The sequence below is a fragment of the Pseudomonas sp. P4_C4 genome, from assembly GCF_056402055.1.
Map to the genome: position 1 here is coordinate 90,043 of NZ_JBFUID010000015.1, position 14,646 is coordinate 104,688.

The window sequence follows — 14,646 nt, forward strand, 5'->3', positions numbered from 1 at the left end:
ATCCAATCACTCAGTCCACTTGCGATCCCCGGTAAAGCTGATGGTGAGCCATCGCGCGGCATCCGGTTTACCGAGTTTCGCGGAAATTTCCTCGCGCAAACTGTCCAGTTGCCCCACACCGTCCAGCCAGTAATCCTTCGGCAATACGATGTGAATCTCGATAAAACAGGCCCTGCCGTGTTTCTGCACGTAGGAAATGTAATCGTCGAAACCATGCTCGACCTTCGCCACCTCCATGACCTGATGCACTTTGTCGTCCAGTTGATCCGGGACGATCCCCAACACATCGCGCAATGCCGGTCCGAGGATTTTGAACGCCGGAGGAAGCATGCCCAGGGCCAACAGAATCAGAATCATCGGATCGACATACACCGCCCACTTGTCGTAACCCTGAGTCTTGAGCAGCAGAGCGATCAGGAAACTCACCAGCAGTCCCGCCGACAGCATCGCATCCACCAGCCAACTGATGTTGTCGAACTGGATCAGCGATGACTTGAGTGTGCGATTGCGATGGCGGACGTAGAAGAAGTAAATCAGTTCAACGACGGTAAACACCGCCGCGTACAGGATCACCAGACCGAGCTCGACCTCGCGGCCGCCACTGATGATGCCAAACACACCATTGAGAAAGGCATAAATGGCAACCAGGAACAGGAAGCTGCCCTCGATCACCAGTACCATGGGTTCCAGGTGCCAGTAACCGAACTGGAAGCGCTGGTTGCTTTCCTTGGCGATCAGCCTGGCGGTGATCAGCATCAGGACCTTGATGAAGGCCGCGATTAACGAAAAGAAGCCATCGAACAGGATGGATTGAGCGCCCGAAACAAAACCGGTGATGATCCCGGCGAATGTCACGGCGAGCATCAGGAAGGTCGATTGTTTGAGCAGCGACTGCTCGCCTCGATTACTCACTTGATCTCCTTTAAAGCCTCTAGACCGCCGGGTGCGGCGGATTGCTTGAGGGAGGAGTCTAGCTGAAGCTTTGTGTCGCCTGAGCCGGCCCCTTCGCGAGCAGGCTCGCTCCCACAGGTTCAATGCGATCCATGTGGGAGCGAGCCTGCTCGCGAAAGGCCGTTACTCGGTCTTAAGACTTGCGCTCGATAGCAAACCCGGACCAGGTCTGACTCACTGGCATCAGCTCCAGGCTGTTGATGTTGATGTGCGCCGGGGCATTGAGCACCCAGAAGATTGTTTCGGCGATGTCTTGCGGCTGAATCGGCTCGGCGCCGGCGTAAGTGGCGTTGTAGCGCTCCTGGTCACCGGCAAAACGCACCAGCGAGAACTCACTCTCGCACAGGCCCGGCTCGATGTTGCTGACCCGTACGCCCGTGCCTTGCAGGTCGCAGCGCAGGTTCAGGGAGAACTGTTTGACGAACGCCTTGGTCGCGCCATACACGTGGCTGCCCGGGTACGGGTAGTTGCCGGCGATGGACCCCAGGTTGACGATACCGGCACCACGACCGTGGGCAATCAGGCGTGGCAGCAGCAGACGGGTGCTGTACATCAGGCCTTTGACGTTGGTATCGACCATGGTGTCCCAATCGTCCAGGTCGCACTTGGGCGCCGGATCGACGCCCAGGGCCAGGCCGGCGTTGTTGATCAACCCGCGCAGCTTGGCAAAGGATGGCGGCAGATTGGCAATCGCCTCCTCCATGGCCTTGCGATCACGCACATCGAGCACCAGGCCATGGACTTCGGTCTGCTTCGACAGCTCAGCGCACAGCGCATTGAGGCGCTCCTCACGACGGCCAGTCAGCACCAGTTTCCAGCCGGCCTCGGCAAAACGACGGGCACAGGCTTCACCAAAACCTGAGGTCGCGCCGGTAATAAACAGGGTGTTGAACATCGTGTTCTCCTTGCTTCGGCTGATCGCCAGCCATTGGAATAGAAAATCAGCAGGCAGCATGCCCGGCCTTTTTCACAGCGGCAACCACCGTTCAAGCTGTTCAAAAAACACTCAATACCGGCAAACCCTCGACCAGCGTGGCCTGCAGCCATGTGCGCGCACGTTATCCACAGGCCGGTCCACAGTCTTTGGGGGCAAGTAGAAAAGCTGTAAGCCGCTATCCACAAGGCTTTGCGCGGGGTTTTGAAACTTTTTTGCTTGACCCTCAACCGCCTGCTGTGTAGCCCTTGGCCATTTTCATGACTGACGGGTCAAACCGACGATGGCGCCAAGCCAGTAACCACGGCCTTCAGCCGAGTCTTTCCAGAGTTTAATCACAGACTTATCCACAGGCTTGTCCACGCCGATTTCATGCATTTTCATCCCGAACAAAAAGGTTGACAAAGCGGCCTGCAAGCTGCGTAAAAACGCCTGATCAAAAAACAACCACACCTCTGCAAGCCACGGTTTAAAAGGCGTCCAGCCAGCTACTCCCACGTTATTCACAGCCGGTTCCACAGCAAACGGGGACAAGTCAAAACTGTGACAAAACAACTATTTGCAGCGGCTTTATGTCGCGCTTTGCGAGCTTGGGAATATTGTTTTCCACAATTTCCCGGAGGCACGCCAAAAACCCTGTGGGAGCGAGCTTGCTCGCGATAGCGGTTTGTCAGTCAACATCAATATTGACTGATGGATTGCTATCGCGAGCAAGCTCGCTCCCACAGGGTTTAGTGGTGTTTGGGATATATAAAAAAGCCCCGGCGATTGCGCGCCGGGGCTTGTGTACAACCAATGAAACTCAATGCCCGCCGAGATAGGCGTTACGCACGTCCTCGTTGACCAGCAACTCCTTGCCGGTACCCGTCATGCGGATTTCGCCGTTGACCATCACGTACGCCCGGTCCGACAACCGCAGGGCGTGGTTGGCGTTCTGCTCCACCAGAAAGATGGTCATGCCGGTCTTGGCCAGTTCCCGCAGGGTGGCGAAGATCTGCTTCACCACGATCGGCGCCAGGCCCAGGCTCGGCTCATCCAGTAGCAACAACTTGGGCCGGCTCATCAGGGCACGGGCGATGGCGAGCATTTGCTGCTCGCCACCGGACATGGTCATCGCCCGCTGGGTACGCCGCTCTTCGAGCCGCGGGAACAGCTCGAACATGCGTTGCATGTCTTCCTTTGCGTACTTGTCACCGATAGGGATGGTGCCCATCAGCAGGTTCTCCTCGACGGTCATGTCGGGAAACACCCGCCGCCCTTCCGGCGATTGCGCGATGCCGTTGGAGGCGATGTAGTGGGACGACTTGTGGGTGATGTCCACGCCCTGGTAGAGGATCTGCCCGTCGGCGGCCCGTGGCTGGCCGAAGATCGACATCAGCAGGGTCGACTTGCCGGCACCGTTGGAGCCGATCAGGCTGACGGTTTCCCCTTCGTTGATGTGCAGCGAGACTTTCTTCAGGGCCTGGATCGGCCCGTAAAACACATCCAGTTCCTTGAGTTCGAGGATGGGTTGACTCATAGCACCACTTCCTCTTCATCGGCGCCCAGGTAGGCCGCAATCACTTTCGGATCGTTACGAATCGCTTCAGGCCCGCCTTCGGCGATGACAACGCCGTGGTCCAGCACCACGATGTGGTCGGAAATGCTCATTACCATGCCCATGTCGTGTTCGATCAGCACCACGGTCAGATCGTGCTCGTCGCGCAGCAGCCGGATCATCGCGCTCAGCGCTTCGGTTTCCTGGGGGTTGAGGCCGGCGGCCGGCTCGTCGAGGCAGATGATCTGCGGACGGGTGCACATGGCCCGGGCGATTTCCAGGCGGCGTTGCTGGCCGTAGGACAGCTCACCGGCCAGACGGTTGGCGCAATCCACCAGGTCCACCACCTCCAGCCAGTAGAACGCGTGGTCCAGCGCATCGCTTTCAGCCTTGCGATAGCCCTTGGTGTTGAGGATGCCGGCCAGCATGTTGCGGTTAACCCACATGTGCTGTGCCACCAGCAGGTTTTCCAGCACCGACATTTCCTTGAACAGGCGAATGTTCTGGAAGGTCCGCGCCAGCCCGGCACGGTTCACCAGGTGGGTGCCGCCGAATGCCTTGTAGAACAGCCGACTGGCGAAGGATTTCGGCGAAACGAAATCCGTTGGTTTGAACGACTCGCCCAGCAGTTTGATGACGTTGGTCTGCTGACCGCGCACGTTGAGTTCGATCTTGCCACCGGAGGCCTTGTAGAACCCGGTCAGGCAGTTGAACACCGTAGTCTTGCCGGCGCCGTTGGGGCCGATCAGGGCGAAGATCGAATTGCGTTTGACCTTCAGGCTGACATCGTTCAACGCCTTGATGCCGCCGAAGTGCATCATCAGCTTTTCGACACTGAGTACGACTTCGCTCATGGCGCTACTCCTTTACGCGGGGTCACACCGGTACGGCTGATCCGAATCAGGCCGCGCGGTCGCCAGATCATCATCAACACCATCAGGATGCCGAACAGCAACACACGATACTCCGCGAAGCCACGCAGCAGTTCCGGGGCGACGGTGAGCACGAAGGCTGCCATCACTACGCCGATGGTCGAACCCATACCGCCCAGTACCACAATGGCAAGGATCAGGGCCGATTCGAAGAAGCTGAACGAGGTCGGGTTGACGAAGCCCTGGTAGGTGGCGAAGAACACACCGGCCAGACCGGCCGTCGAAGCACCGATGGTGAACGCCGAGAGCTTCACCAGCACGTGGTTCAGGCCCATGGAGCGGCAGGCGATTTCGTCTTCACGCAAGGCTTCCCATGCGCGGCCGACCGGCATACGGGTCAAGCGGTGTTTGATGTACAACACGGCCAGCACGACCATGAACAACACCGCGTAGATGAAGTAGTACTTCACGTCGGGGTTGTAGGCAATGCCGAAGAACTCGTGAAACGGCACACCACCGTCTTTCGCCCGTTTGCCGAACTCCAGACCGAAGAACGTTGGCAGCGGCGCAGGCATACCGTTCGGACCACCGGTCAGCGACAACCAGTTGTTGAGGATCAAGCGAATGATTTCACCGAAGCCCAGGGTCACGATTGCCAGGTAGTCACCGTGCAGACGCAAAACCGGGAAGCCAAGGATGCAACCCGCAAGGCCGGCGGTGATCGCCGCCAGTGGCAGCACCGTCCAGAAGCCCAGCCCAAGATACTGGTAACCAAGCGCCAAACCATAGGCACCGATGGCGTAGAACGCCACGTAACCCAGGTCGAGCAGGCCGGCCAGGCCCACCACGATGTTCAGTCCCAAACCGAGCAACACATAGATCAACCCGAGGATGACCACGCCCAGCAGGTAGGAGTTGGAGAAAAACGGAAACACCACGGCAATGACGATCATCAACGGGATGATCCAGCGCAAGCGGGATTTGTAATCGGGTGGCAGTACATGAACCCCGGAGCCAGTGGTTTCAAACCCTTCGAGAATTCTCAAACCCTTGGGTGTTTGCAGGAACAGGCTCAAAGCAAAGCGGCCAGCCATGACGATGGCGACAATCCACGCCACTCGCGTTGGTTGCAGGTTGAAGCCATAGCCGTCGAGGACGATGCCGACAATCGGACCAAATACGATGAGCGCTACAAGGCCGGCAAGAATCGCGTCAACCAGACTTCTTTTGATATCAATGGTTTTTTTAGTGGTTGAAGACATCGCTTACACCTTCGACACAAGAGGACGGCCGAGCAGGCCTTGAGGCCGAAAGACCAGAACGAGAACAAGCAACGAGAAGCTGAAAACGTCTTTGTAGTCGGAGTTGACCAGACCGGAAAACAGCGACTCGGAGATCCCCAGAATGATCCCGCCAAGCATCGCACCCGGCAGCGAGCCGATCCCGCCGAGTACCGCTGCGGTGAACGCCTTGATGCCGATGACGAAACCTGCATAGAAGTCGAACGTGCCGTAGTTCATGGTGATCAGCACGCCGGCCAACGCCGCCATCGCGGCACCAATGATGAACACGTAGGAAATGATGCGATCGGTGTTGATCCCCAGGATCGAGGCCATCTTGCGGTCTTGCTGGGTTGCGCGACACATGCGGCCGAGCTTGGTGTACTTGATGACATAGGTCAGCAGGCCCATCCCGACAAACGCTGCGACCAGAATGAAGATCTTGGTGTAAGTGAGCTGGACGAAGCCGGTCCCGACTTCTACTCGCAGTGCACCAGTCAACAGCGTCGGAACGCCTTGTTGGCGGGCACCCTGGGCGATCTGTGCATAGTTTTGCAGGATCAGCGAGATCCCGATGGCGCTGATCAGCGGTGCCAGTCGGGTGGAGTTACGCAGGGGTTTGTAGGCAACACGCTCGATGACCCAGCCATACACCGCCGTGACCACGATGGTGAAGATCAGTGTGCCGAGCATCAACAGAGGGAAGGATTCAATACCGAAGTATGCCAGCAGAGCCAGACTGATTGCCGCGAGGTAAGCGGAAATCATGTAAACCTCGCCGTGGGCGAAGTTGATCATGCCGATGATGCCATAGACCATTGTGTAGCCGATGGCGATCAGGCCATAGACCGACCCGAGGGTCAGGCCGTTGACCAGTTGCTGCAGGAAAATACCATCCATAACGCAATCTCACGCAATGAGAACCTGCACATGTGGCTGTGCGGTTCTTCTAAGGAAAATACAGATTTACGTCGGAGCAATGTCGGCCACGATCAGAAAGGCCACCACAACCCTTGTAGGAGCGGGCTTGCCTGCGATAGCGGTTAAACATTCAACAAAGTTGTCGACTGCCAGTCCGTCATCGCGAGCAAGCTCGCTCCTACAAGGGATCTGTGGGGTTCATCCGATCGAGCCAGCCCTTACTTCTGTTTTTCCAGCTGGTGGTACTTGCCGTCCTTGTCCCACTGGTAAACCACGTAGTCGGAGACTTTCAGGTCGCCCTTGCTGTCCCAGGTCTTCTCGCCCATGACGGTTTTGACCGGGTTGGCTTTCAGCCATTTGGCAGCGTCTTCGCCCTTGTTGGACTTGGCGCCATTGAAGGCAGCGGCCAAGGTCTGGACCGAAGCGTAAGCGTAGAGGGTGTAGCCTTCAGGCTCGGTACCGGCCTTGCGGAATGCGTCTACCACGGTCTTGCTGTCTGGCAGCAGGCGCGGGTCGGCACCAAAGGTCATCAGCACGCCGTCGACGTATTGCGGGCCGCCAGCGGTGGTCACCAGTTCGTCGGTCACGATGCCGTCGTCGGACATGAATGTCACGTCTTTGAGGCCTTCGGTACGCAGTTGTTTAACCAGTGGACCGGCCTCTGGGTGCAGACCGCCGAAGTAGACCACGTCGGCACCGGCCGCACGGATCTTGGTCACCACGGCGCTGAAGTCTTTCTCGCCGCGGGTCAGGCCTTCGTACAACACCGGCGTTACGCCGCGCTTGACCAGTTGCGCTTTGGTGGCGTCCGCCAAACCTTGGCCGTAGGTGTCTTTGTCGTGCAGCACGGCGACTTTCTTGCCCTTGAGCACGTCGACGATGTAGTCGCCAGCCACGATGCCTTGCTGGTCGTCACGCCCGCACATACGGAACATGGCGCTCAGGCCGCGCTCGGTCACCTTTGGGTTGGTGGAACCCGGGGTGATCGTGATGATGCCCGCTTCGTCGTAGATCTCGGAGGCCGGGATGGTCGACGAGGAGCAGAAGTGACCGACCACGCCGGCGACTTTCTGGTTGGTCAGGTCCTTGGCGACTGTCACAGCCTGCTTCGGTTCGCAGGCGTCATCGCCCTTGACCAGTACGATTTTTTCCCCGTTCACGCCGCCCGCTGCGTTGACCGCATCGGCCGCCGCCTGTGCACCCTTCATGTACTGTTCGCCAAATGCCGCGTTGGCGCCCGTCATTGGTCCCGCTACGCCGATCTTGATGTCAGCCTGAGCAAACGCAGAAACACCCAGCGCAGTTGCCACTGCGAGGGCCAGAAAGCCTTTCTTGTAAAACGTCTGGGACATGAGGTGGTGCTCCATGGTTTTTTAATTGGCACTGCGACTTCAATGAATGCTCAGAGCAAGGGCCGTGCCATCGGTTTTTTATTCTGAAAAAAGTCGCTGCTTTCTTGTTATTTCGACTGTTTCGGGCCCATTTTCATTGGGCGTGCAACCGTCTAAACCGCGGAAGGTAGAACCATTATTTTTTTGAGGCGCAACCCGCCTGCGCCATCATTGCAACCGCGGCTTTAAACGACGTGCAACCAGCCTGTAACAACGTGCGTCACCGAAGTGCACACTGCTGGTGCGAGACTGCTACAACCCGCACCACTACAGGCTAGCTGCAGATCGAAAAAGCGCCGCTTCCTACTGCAAAAATCAACCTTCAGATCACGATCCGAAGGCACTGGCCTGCGTGATACAGCGAGAATCCCGCCTCATACAGACAGCTGCGCAACCCCACCCCGGCTAATGGCTGCATGGGCGCGAAAGGAATCGGTAGTGCTTGAGGATTTCCGTTACACAGGTAATCGGCAAAGGCCTTGCCGACCACCGTTCCCGTGGTCACGCCCCGCCCGTTGTAGCCGGTGACTGCCACCAAACCCGGCGCCGGTTCGAACAGACGCATCAAATGATCGGGGGTAAACGCGATGCAACCGGTCCAGGTGCACTCCCATTCCACCGGTTTCAGGTAAGGGAAGTAATGTTGCTGCACGCGATCGGCCCAGGCCTTGAGGAACCAGGCCGGTTTCTGATTGCCATTACCCAGACTGCCAAGCAGCAACCTTCCGTCTTTATCCCGACGGATGCTGCTCAGCACCTGGCGGGTGTCCCAGGAACCCTGGCCCCCGGGCAGAATTTGCCGGGCGGCTTCTTCGGTCAGAGGCACCGAGGCCACCTGATAGTAGTAACCGGGGAAGAAATTGCGCCGCAGTTCCGTCCAGTCGCCTTCGGTGTAGGCATTGGAGGCAATCACCACTTTCTCGGCCATGACCGAGCCCTGGGCGGTTTGCACAGACCAGCGCTGGCCCTGACGCTCGAGTCGGGTGACCGGGGAATGATCGAATAATTGACCGCCCAGGCCGATGGCCGCTTTGGCCAGCCCCGTGGTGTAAGCCATCGGGTTGAGCGTGCCGGCACGGCGATCGAGCAACGCGGCGGCAATCTTTTTCGTCCCCGTCGCTTGTTCGCAGGCCTGACCGGTCAACAACTCCACCGGCGCCCCGCGGCGTTTCCATTGTTCTTCACGACTGCGCAAGTCGGCTTCGCCACGGGCGTTGTGCGCCATGTGCAGCGTGCCTTCGCGGCGCAATTGGCAATCGATGTTGTATTTATCCACAAGGCTGAACACCAGGGATGGTGCCGCCCCCAGCATGCGGTTGAGCTGGCTGCCGACTTCCGTGCCGAACCCGGCTTCGATTTCGTCCGGTGGAATCCACATCCCGGCGTTGACCAGCCCGACGTTACGCCCCGAACCACCGTGGCCGGCGCGATGGGCCTCCAGCACACAAACGGTCTTGCCTTGCTCCAGCAGATGCACCGCCGCCGACAAACCGGTAAAACCGGCGCCGATGACGCAGACATCCACCGTGACCTCCCCCTTGAGGGCCGAATTGTCCGGCCTTTGCGGCGTCAGTTTTTCCCACAGACACTCTTCGCGTAACGGCATTGCCAGACTCCAACAGAAACCTAACCCACCTCGTTGTCGCCGCCAAAAGATCGCAGCCTGCGGCAGCTCCTACAAAATCGCAGCCAGTCACAGTCCTGTAGGAGCTGCCGAAGGCTGCGATCTTTCCAGCCTCACAATCAATACTTAATCGAACGTAATACCCTGCGCCAACGGCAATTCCAGCGAATAGTTCACGGTGTTGGTCTGGCGGCGCATGTAGCCGCGCCATGCATCGGAGCCGGACTCACGACCACCGCCGGTTTCTTTCTCGCCACCAAATGCACCACCAATTTCAGCGCCGCTCGGGCCGATATTGACGTTGGCGATGCCACAGTCGCTGCCCACCGCCGACATGAACTGCTCGGCTTCACGCACGTCGGTGGTGAAGATGCACGAGGACAGGCCTTGTGGCACAGCGTTGTTCAGGCGCAGGGCTTCCTGGAAATCGCTGTAACCGACCACGTACAGGATCGGGGCGAAGGTTTCGTGGCAGACCACATCGCTCTGCTCCGGCATTTCGACGATGGCCGGCGACACGTAGTAGGCATTGGGGAACTTGTCTTCCAGCTGACGTTTGCCGCCGAACACCCGGCCGCCTTCGCTCAGGGCTTGTTCCAGCGCGTCCTGCATGTTGTCGAAGCTTTGCTTGTCGATCAGCGGGCCGACCAGATTGCCTTCCAGCGGATGGCCGATACGTACTTTCGAGTACGCGGCTTTCAGACGGGTGACGATTTCTTCTTTCACCGACTCGTGGGCGATCAGGCGACGCAGGGTGGTGCAGCGCTGGCCGGCGGTGCCGACGGCGCTGAACAGGATCGCGCGAACGGCCATGTCCAGGTCGGCGCTCGGGCCGAGGATCATTGCGTTGTTGCCGCCCAGTTCGAGAATGCTGCGGGCGAAACGTGCGGCGATTTTCGGCGCCACTTCGCGGCCCATGCGGGTGCTGCCAGTAGCGCTGATCAGGGCCACGCGCGGGTCATCCACCAGCGCTTCGCCGGCATCGCGACCGCCAATAATCACCTGGCTCAGGTGCGCTGGCGCATCGCTGAAGTTCTTCAGAACGCGATCGAACAACGCCTGGCAAGCCAATGCGGTCAGTGGAGTCTTTTCCGACGGTTTCCAGATCACCGGGTTGCCGCAGACCAGCGCCAGCGTGGCGTTCCAGGCCCAGACCGCGACCGGGAAGTTGAACGCACTGATCACGCCGACGACGCCCAGCGGATGCCAGGTTTCGCGCATGTGGTGGCCAGGACGCTCGGAGGCGATGGTCAAACCGTACAGCTGACGGGACAGGCCGACGGCGAAGTCGCAGATGTCGATCATTTCCTGAACTTCACCCAGGCCCTCCTGAGTGATCTTGCCGGCCTCCCAGGACACCAGCTCGCCGAGGTCGGCCTTGTATTCACGCAGGATGTCACCCAGTTGCCGCACCAGCTCGCCACGGCGCGGCGCCGGAACCTTGCGCCACAGTTCGAACGCATGATCTGCGCGACTGATGTGCTGCTCGACTTCAGCAGCGCCTTCCCAGTTCACGGCAGCGATCCTGCTGCCATCGATCGGCGAGTGCACCGGCACTTTGCCGTTCTGGTACAGGGCCGGGTTCACACCTAGACGATCAAGCAATGCGGCAACCATGGGTCACTCCTCAAGCAAAAGACAGAACACGTGCAGCCAGAAATTCACGGCTGATCAGACCTGTAGTTTTAGCTGCCCGGAGGTTACTCAACAAACGACCTTTAAGAGAGATATCATTCCGTTTATTCATGCTGTGCATTGCTGGCAATAAGAAACAAGAACCAAGGACCGCCCATGCTGAATAAACGCTACTTGCCATCGATCGCTGCGTTGCAGTGCTTCGAGGCCGTCACCCGGCATTTGAGCTTCACCCGGGCCGCCGAAGAGTTGAACCTGACCCAAAGCGCCGTGAGCAAACAGGTCGCGCAACTCGAAGAGCTGTTGCAACACCTGTTGTTTCGCCGGGTGCGCCGCCGCCTGCAGATGACGCCGGCCGGTGATCTGTATCTGGTTGAGGTGCGAAAAATCCTCACGCAGGTCGAGATGTCGACCCATTACCTGCGTTCCTACGGTGGCGAAACAGAAGTCCTGCGGGTTTCGACGCCTCCCACCTTCGGCGCACGCTGGCTGGTGCCGCGCCTGAAAGGCTGGCGCCTGCGGCACCCGTCGATCCACCTGGACCTGTGCAGCGAACAGGAGGCCGACGATCTGCTGCAAGGTCGCAGCGACCTGGCGTTCTACTTCGGCCAGGGCTCACGGCCGGGCACCGAATGCCTGAAGCTGTTCGGCGAAGAGCTGGTGCCGGTGTGCGCGCCGGGCAGCCTGCCAGACACGCCGTTTACCGATCCGACGCAACTGACTGACCTGGTCCTGCTGCAAAATGCTTCCCGCCCCCAGGCCTGGCATGACTGGTTCGACCATCAGGGCTACCACACCGAGCACAGTTACCACGGCCCTCGCTTCGAAACCTTTTATATGTGCATCCGCGCCGCCCAGGTTGGCTGCGGCGTGGCGTTGTTACCACGGTTTCTGGTGGAAGAGGAACTGGCTGACGGCAAGCTGGTCATTCCCTGGCAGCATGCAATGCCCAGCAGCGATGCCTATTACCTTGCGTACCCGGAGCACTCGGCGGAAGTGCCCAAGGTGCGGGACTTTGTGAAGTGGATGCTGGAGCAGATCGATAGCCCAGAGGCAGTGCAACATTAAGCCCCTGCACATCCCCTGTGGGAGCGAGCTTGCTCGCGATGACGTCATCACATTCAATGCTTCAATTGACTGTCAGTCCGCTATCGCGAGCAAGCTCGCTCCCACAGGGATCCGCTGCGCTCCAAGAAATTGCTGGCAATTCTGCCTGCTGATATGCGCCACTAGCGCCATTGTTCAATACCGCTGCAACGCTGGAGATTCCCGTTATGAGCGAGAGTGTGTTTGCCGATCGCATCGTGCAGAACCTGCTCGACACCGACTTCTACAAACTGACGATGATGCAGGCGGTGCTGCACAACTACCCGAACGTCGAAGTCGAATGGGAGTTTCGTTGCCGTAACAGCGAGGATTTGCGCCCCTATCTGGCGGAAATCCGTTTCCAGATCGAGCGCCTGGCCGAGTTGAGCCTGAGCGCCGACCAGTTGAGCTTTCTCGAGCGCATCAGCTTCCTGAAGCCGGACTTCCTGCGTTTTCTCGGGTTGTTTCGCTTCAACCTGCGCTACATCCACACCGGCCTCGAAAACGGTGAGCTGTTTATCCGCCTGCGGGGCCCCTGGCTGCATGTGATCCTGTTCGAAGTGCCGCTGCTGGCGCTGGTCAGCGAGGTGCGCAACCGCTATCGCTACCGCGAAGTCGTGCTGGAGCAGGCCCGCGAGCAGCTCTACCGCAAGTTCGACTGGCTGAGCGCCAATGCCAGCAGCGATGAATTGTCCGAATTGCAGGTGGCCGATTTCGGCACGCGCAGACGTTTTTCTTACCGCGTGCAGGAAGAAGTGGTGAATGTGCTCAAGCACGACTTCCCCGGACGCTTCGTCGGCACCAGCAACGTGCACCTGTCCCGGGAACTGGACATGAAACCCCTGGGCACCATGGCCCACGAATGGATCATGGCGCACCAGCAACTCGGCCCACGGCTGATCGACAGCCAGATCGCCGCACTCGATTGCTGGGTCCGCGAATACCGTGGCCTGCTGGGGATTGCCCTGACCGACTGCATCACCATGGATGCCTTCCTCGGCGATTTCGATCTGTTTTTCGCCAAGCTTTTCGACGGTTTGCGCCACGATTCAGGCGATCCGGTGCTGTGGGCGGAAAAAGCCATCGCCCACTATCACAAGCTCGGCATCGACCCGATGAGCAAGACGCTGACCTTCTCCGACAGCCTGACATTGCCCAAGTGCCTGGAAATATTCCGGGCGCTGCGCGGTCGGATCAATGTCAGCTTCGGCATTGGCACCAACCTGACCTGTGATATTCCGGGTGTCGAACCGATGAGCATCGTGCTTAAAATGACTGCCTGCAACGGCCAGCCGGTGGCGAAGATCTCCGACGAGCCAGGCAAGACGCACTGTAAAGACCCGAATTTCGTCGCTTACCTGCGACACGTTTTCCAGGTTCCTGCCGCCCTTTCAAGTACATCAAGCAAGGAGTGAATTCATGCAAGCCGTACAGCGTGAGATTGCTGAACAGCTCAAGGTCCAGCCGCCATTCGCCGACGAAGCCGCCCTTGAGGCCGAAGTCGCCCGGCGGGTGACCTTCATTCAGGACTGCCTGGTCAACTCAGGGCTCAAGACCCTGGTGCTGGGCATCAGTGGCGGGGTCGACTCCCTGACCGCCGGTCTGCTGGCCCAGCGGGCCGTCCGTGAACTGCGCCAGCGCAGCGGTGATGCCGCGTACAAATTCATCGCCGTACGCCTGCCCTACGAAACCCAGTTCGATGAACACGACGCCCAGGCTTCGGTGGATTTCATCAAGCCGGACGAGCGCCACACCGTGAACATCGGCCCGGCGGTCAAGTCCCTGGCCAATGAAGTCGCGGCCTTCGAAGGCAAACATGCGGTGTCGGTGGACTTCGTGCTCGGCAACACCAAGGCACGCATGCGCATGGTCGCCCAGTACACCATCGCCGGCGCGGCCCATGGCCTGGTGATCGGCACCGATCACGCGGCGGAAGCGGTGATGGGGTTCTTCACCAAGTTCGGTGACGGCGCCTGCGACCTGGCGCCACTGAGTGGCCTGGTGAAAAACCAGGTCCGCGCCATCGCCCGCAGCTTCGGCGCGCCGGAGTCGCTGGTGGAGAAAGTCCCGACCGCCGACCTCGAAGACCTGTCGCCCGGTAAACCGGACGAAGCTTCCCACGGCGTGACCTACGCCGAGATCGACGCGTTCCTGCACGGCAACCCGGTGCGTGAAGAGGCGTTCAGGATCATTGTTGATACGTACAACAAGACCCATCACAAGCGGGTGATGCCGTTTGCGCCGTAACGCCTGCGCGCAGGAGCGTGCAGGAGCTGTCGAGTAAAACGAGGCTGCGATCTTTTGATGTTCAAGATCAAAAGATCGCAGCCTGCGGCAGCTCCTACAAGCGCAAAAAAAAGCGTCCACTACGGACGCTTATTTTATGACTGCGATTCAATTCCTTCAGGGTCACGG

General features: G+C 59.1%; 13 protein-coding genes. 3 read left to right on the plus strand and 10 right to left on the minus strand.

Translation table 11 applies throughout. The features are described from left to right. Nucleotides 1-6: 6 nt before the first annotated feature. The 10 genes from AC1DXW_RS10655 to amaB form a co-directional block, all read right to left on the minus strand. Entirely contained in the window at nt 7-912 is a 906-nt protein-coding gene (locus AC1DXW_RS10655) for a cation diffusion facilitator family transporter (protein ID WP_477753476.1), read from the minus strand. Between the two features lie 172 nt (nt 913-1,084). Continuing rightward, nucleotides 1,085-1,846: an SDR family oxidoreductase gene (locus tag AC1DXW_RS10660; protein ID WP_477753477.1), complete on the minus strand. Its 762-nt coding sequence runs from the start codon at nt 1,844-1,846 to the stop codon at nt 1,085-1,087. Between the two features lie 297 nt (nt 1,847-2,143). Beyond that, a complete protein-coding gene (locus tag AC1DXW_RS10665; protein WP_477753478.1) occupies nt 2,144-2,392 on the minus strand; it encodes a hypothetical protein in 249 nt (82 codons plus the stop codon). A 295-nt stretch (nt 2,393-2,687) separates the two neighbouring features. Continuing rightward, complete coding sequence (locus AC1DXW_RS10670) at nt 2,688-3,404, minus strand: ABC transporter ATP-binding protein (RefSeq protein WP_477753479.1); 717 nt, start codon at nt 3,402-3,404, stop codon at nt 2,688-2,690. Then, nucleotides 3,401-4,276 (minus strand): ABC transporter ATP-binding protein, encoded by an 876-nt coding sequence (locus AC1DXW_RS10675; protein WP_477753480.1) that lies wholly within the window; start codon nt 4,274-4,276, stop codon nt 3,401-3,403. Before AC1DXW_RS10675 ends, AC1DXW_RS10670 begins: the two co-directional genes overlap by 4 nt. Next, the gene (gene livM / locus AC1DXW_RS10680) at nt 4,273-5,556 is read right to left on the minus strand and encodes a high-affinity branched-chain amino acid ABC transporter permease LivM (RefSeq protein WP_477753481.1); all 1,284 of its coding nucleotides are present in this window, start codon (nt 5,554-5,556) and stop codon (nt 4,273-4,275) included. Before livM ends, AC1DXW_RS10675 begins: the two co-directional genes overlap by 4 nt. Before the next feature lie 3 nt (nt 5,557-5,559). Further along, on the minus strand, nt 5,560-6,474 hold the full coding sequence (locus AC1DXW_RS10685; protein WP_223462544.1) for an ABC transporter permease subunit: 915 nt from the start codon (nt 6,472-6,474) through the stop codon (nt 5,560-5,562). Between the two features lie 239 nt (nt 6,475-6,713). After that, complete coding sequence (locus AC1DXW_RS10690) at nt 6,714-7,847, minus strand: ABC transporter substrate-binding protein (protein ID WP_477753482.1); 1,134 nt, start codon at nt 7,845-7,847, stop codon at nt 6,714-6,716. 361 nt (nt 7,848-8,208) lie between these two features. After that, the gene (gene amaA, locus AC1DXW_RS10695; protein WP_477753483.1) at nt 8,209-9,492 is read right to left on the minus strand and encodes an L-pipecolate oxidase; all 1,284 of its coding nucleotides are present in this window, start codon (nt 9,490-9,492) and stop codon (nt 8,209-8,211) included. Between the two features lie 144 nt (nt 9,493-9,636). Further along, the gene (gene amaB, locus AC1DXW_RS10700) at nt 9,637-11,127 is read right to left on the minus strand and encodes an L-piperidine-6-carboxylate dehydrogenase (RefSeq protein ID WP_477759998.1); all 1,491 of its coding nucleotides are present in this window, start codon (nt 11,125-11,127) and stop codon (nt 9,637-9,639) included. A gap of 174 nt (nt 11,128-11,301) precedes the next feature. On the opposite strand from amaB, the gene AC1DXW_RS10705 reads away from it, so the two are divergent. The 3 genes from AC1DXW_RS10705 to nadE all read left to right on the plus strand — a co-directional run bounded on the left by AC1DXW_RS10705 (nt 11,302) and on the right by nadE (nt 14,478). Further along, nucleotides 11,302-12,213 carry a LysR family transcriptional regulator gene (locus tag AC1DXW_RS10705; RefSeq protein ID WP_477753184.1) on the plus strand — a complete coding sequence of 304 codons (912 nt, stop codon included), beginning with the start codon at nt 11,302-11,304 and terminating at the stop codon, nt 12,211-12,213. A 206-nt stretch (nt 12,214-12,419) separates the two neighbouring features. After that, the gene (pncB, locus tag AC1DXW_RS10710; RefSeq protein ID WP_477753183.1) at nt 12,420-13,646 is read left to right on the plus strand and encodes a nicotinate phosphoribosyltransferase; all 1,227 of its coding nucleotides are present in this window, start codon (nt 12,420-12,422) and stop codon (nt 13,644-13,646) included. A 4-nt stretch (nt 13,647-13,650) separates the two neighbouring features. Next, nucleotides 13,651-14,478, plus strand: a complete 828-nt coding sequence (nadE, locus tag AC1DXW_RS10715; protein ID WP_477753182.1) for an ammonia-dependent NAD(+) synthetase — start codon at nt 13,651-13,653, stop codon at nt 14,476-14,478. Nucleotides 14,479-14,646 lie beyond the last annotated feature (168 nt).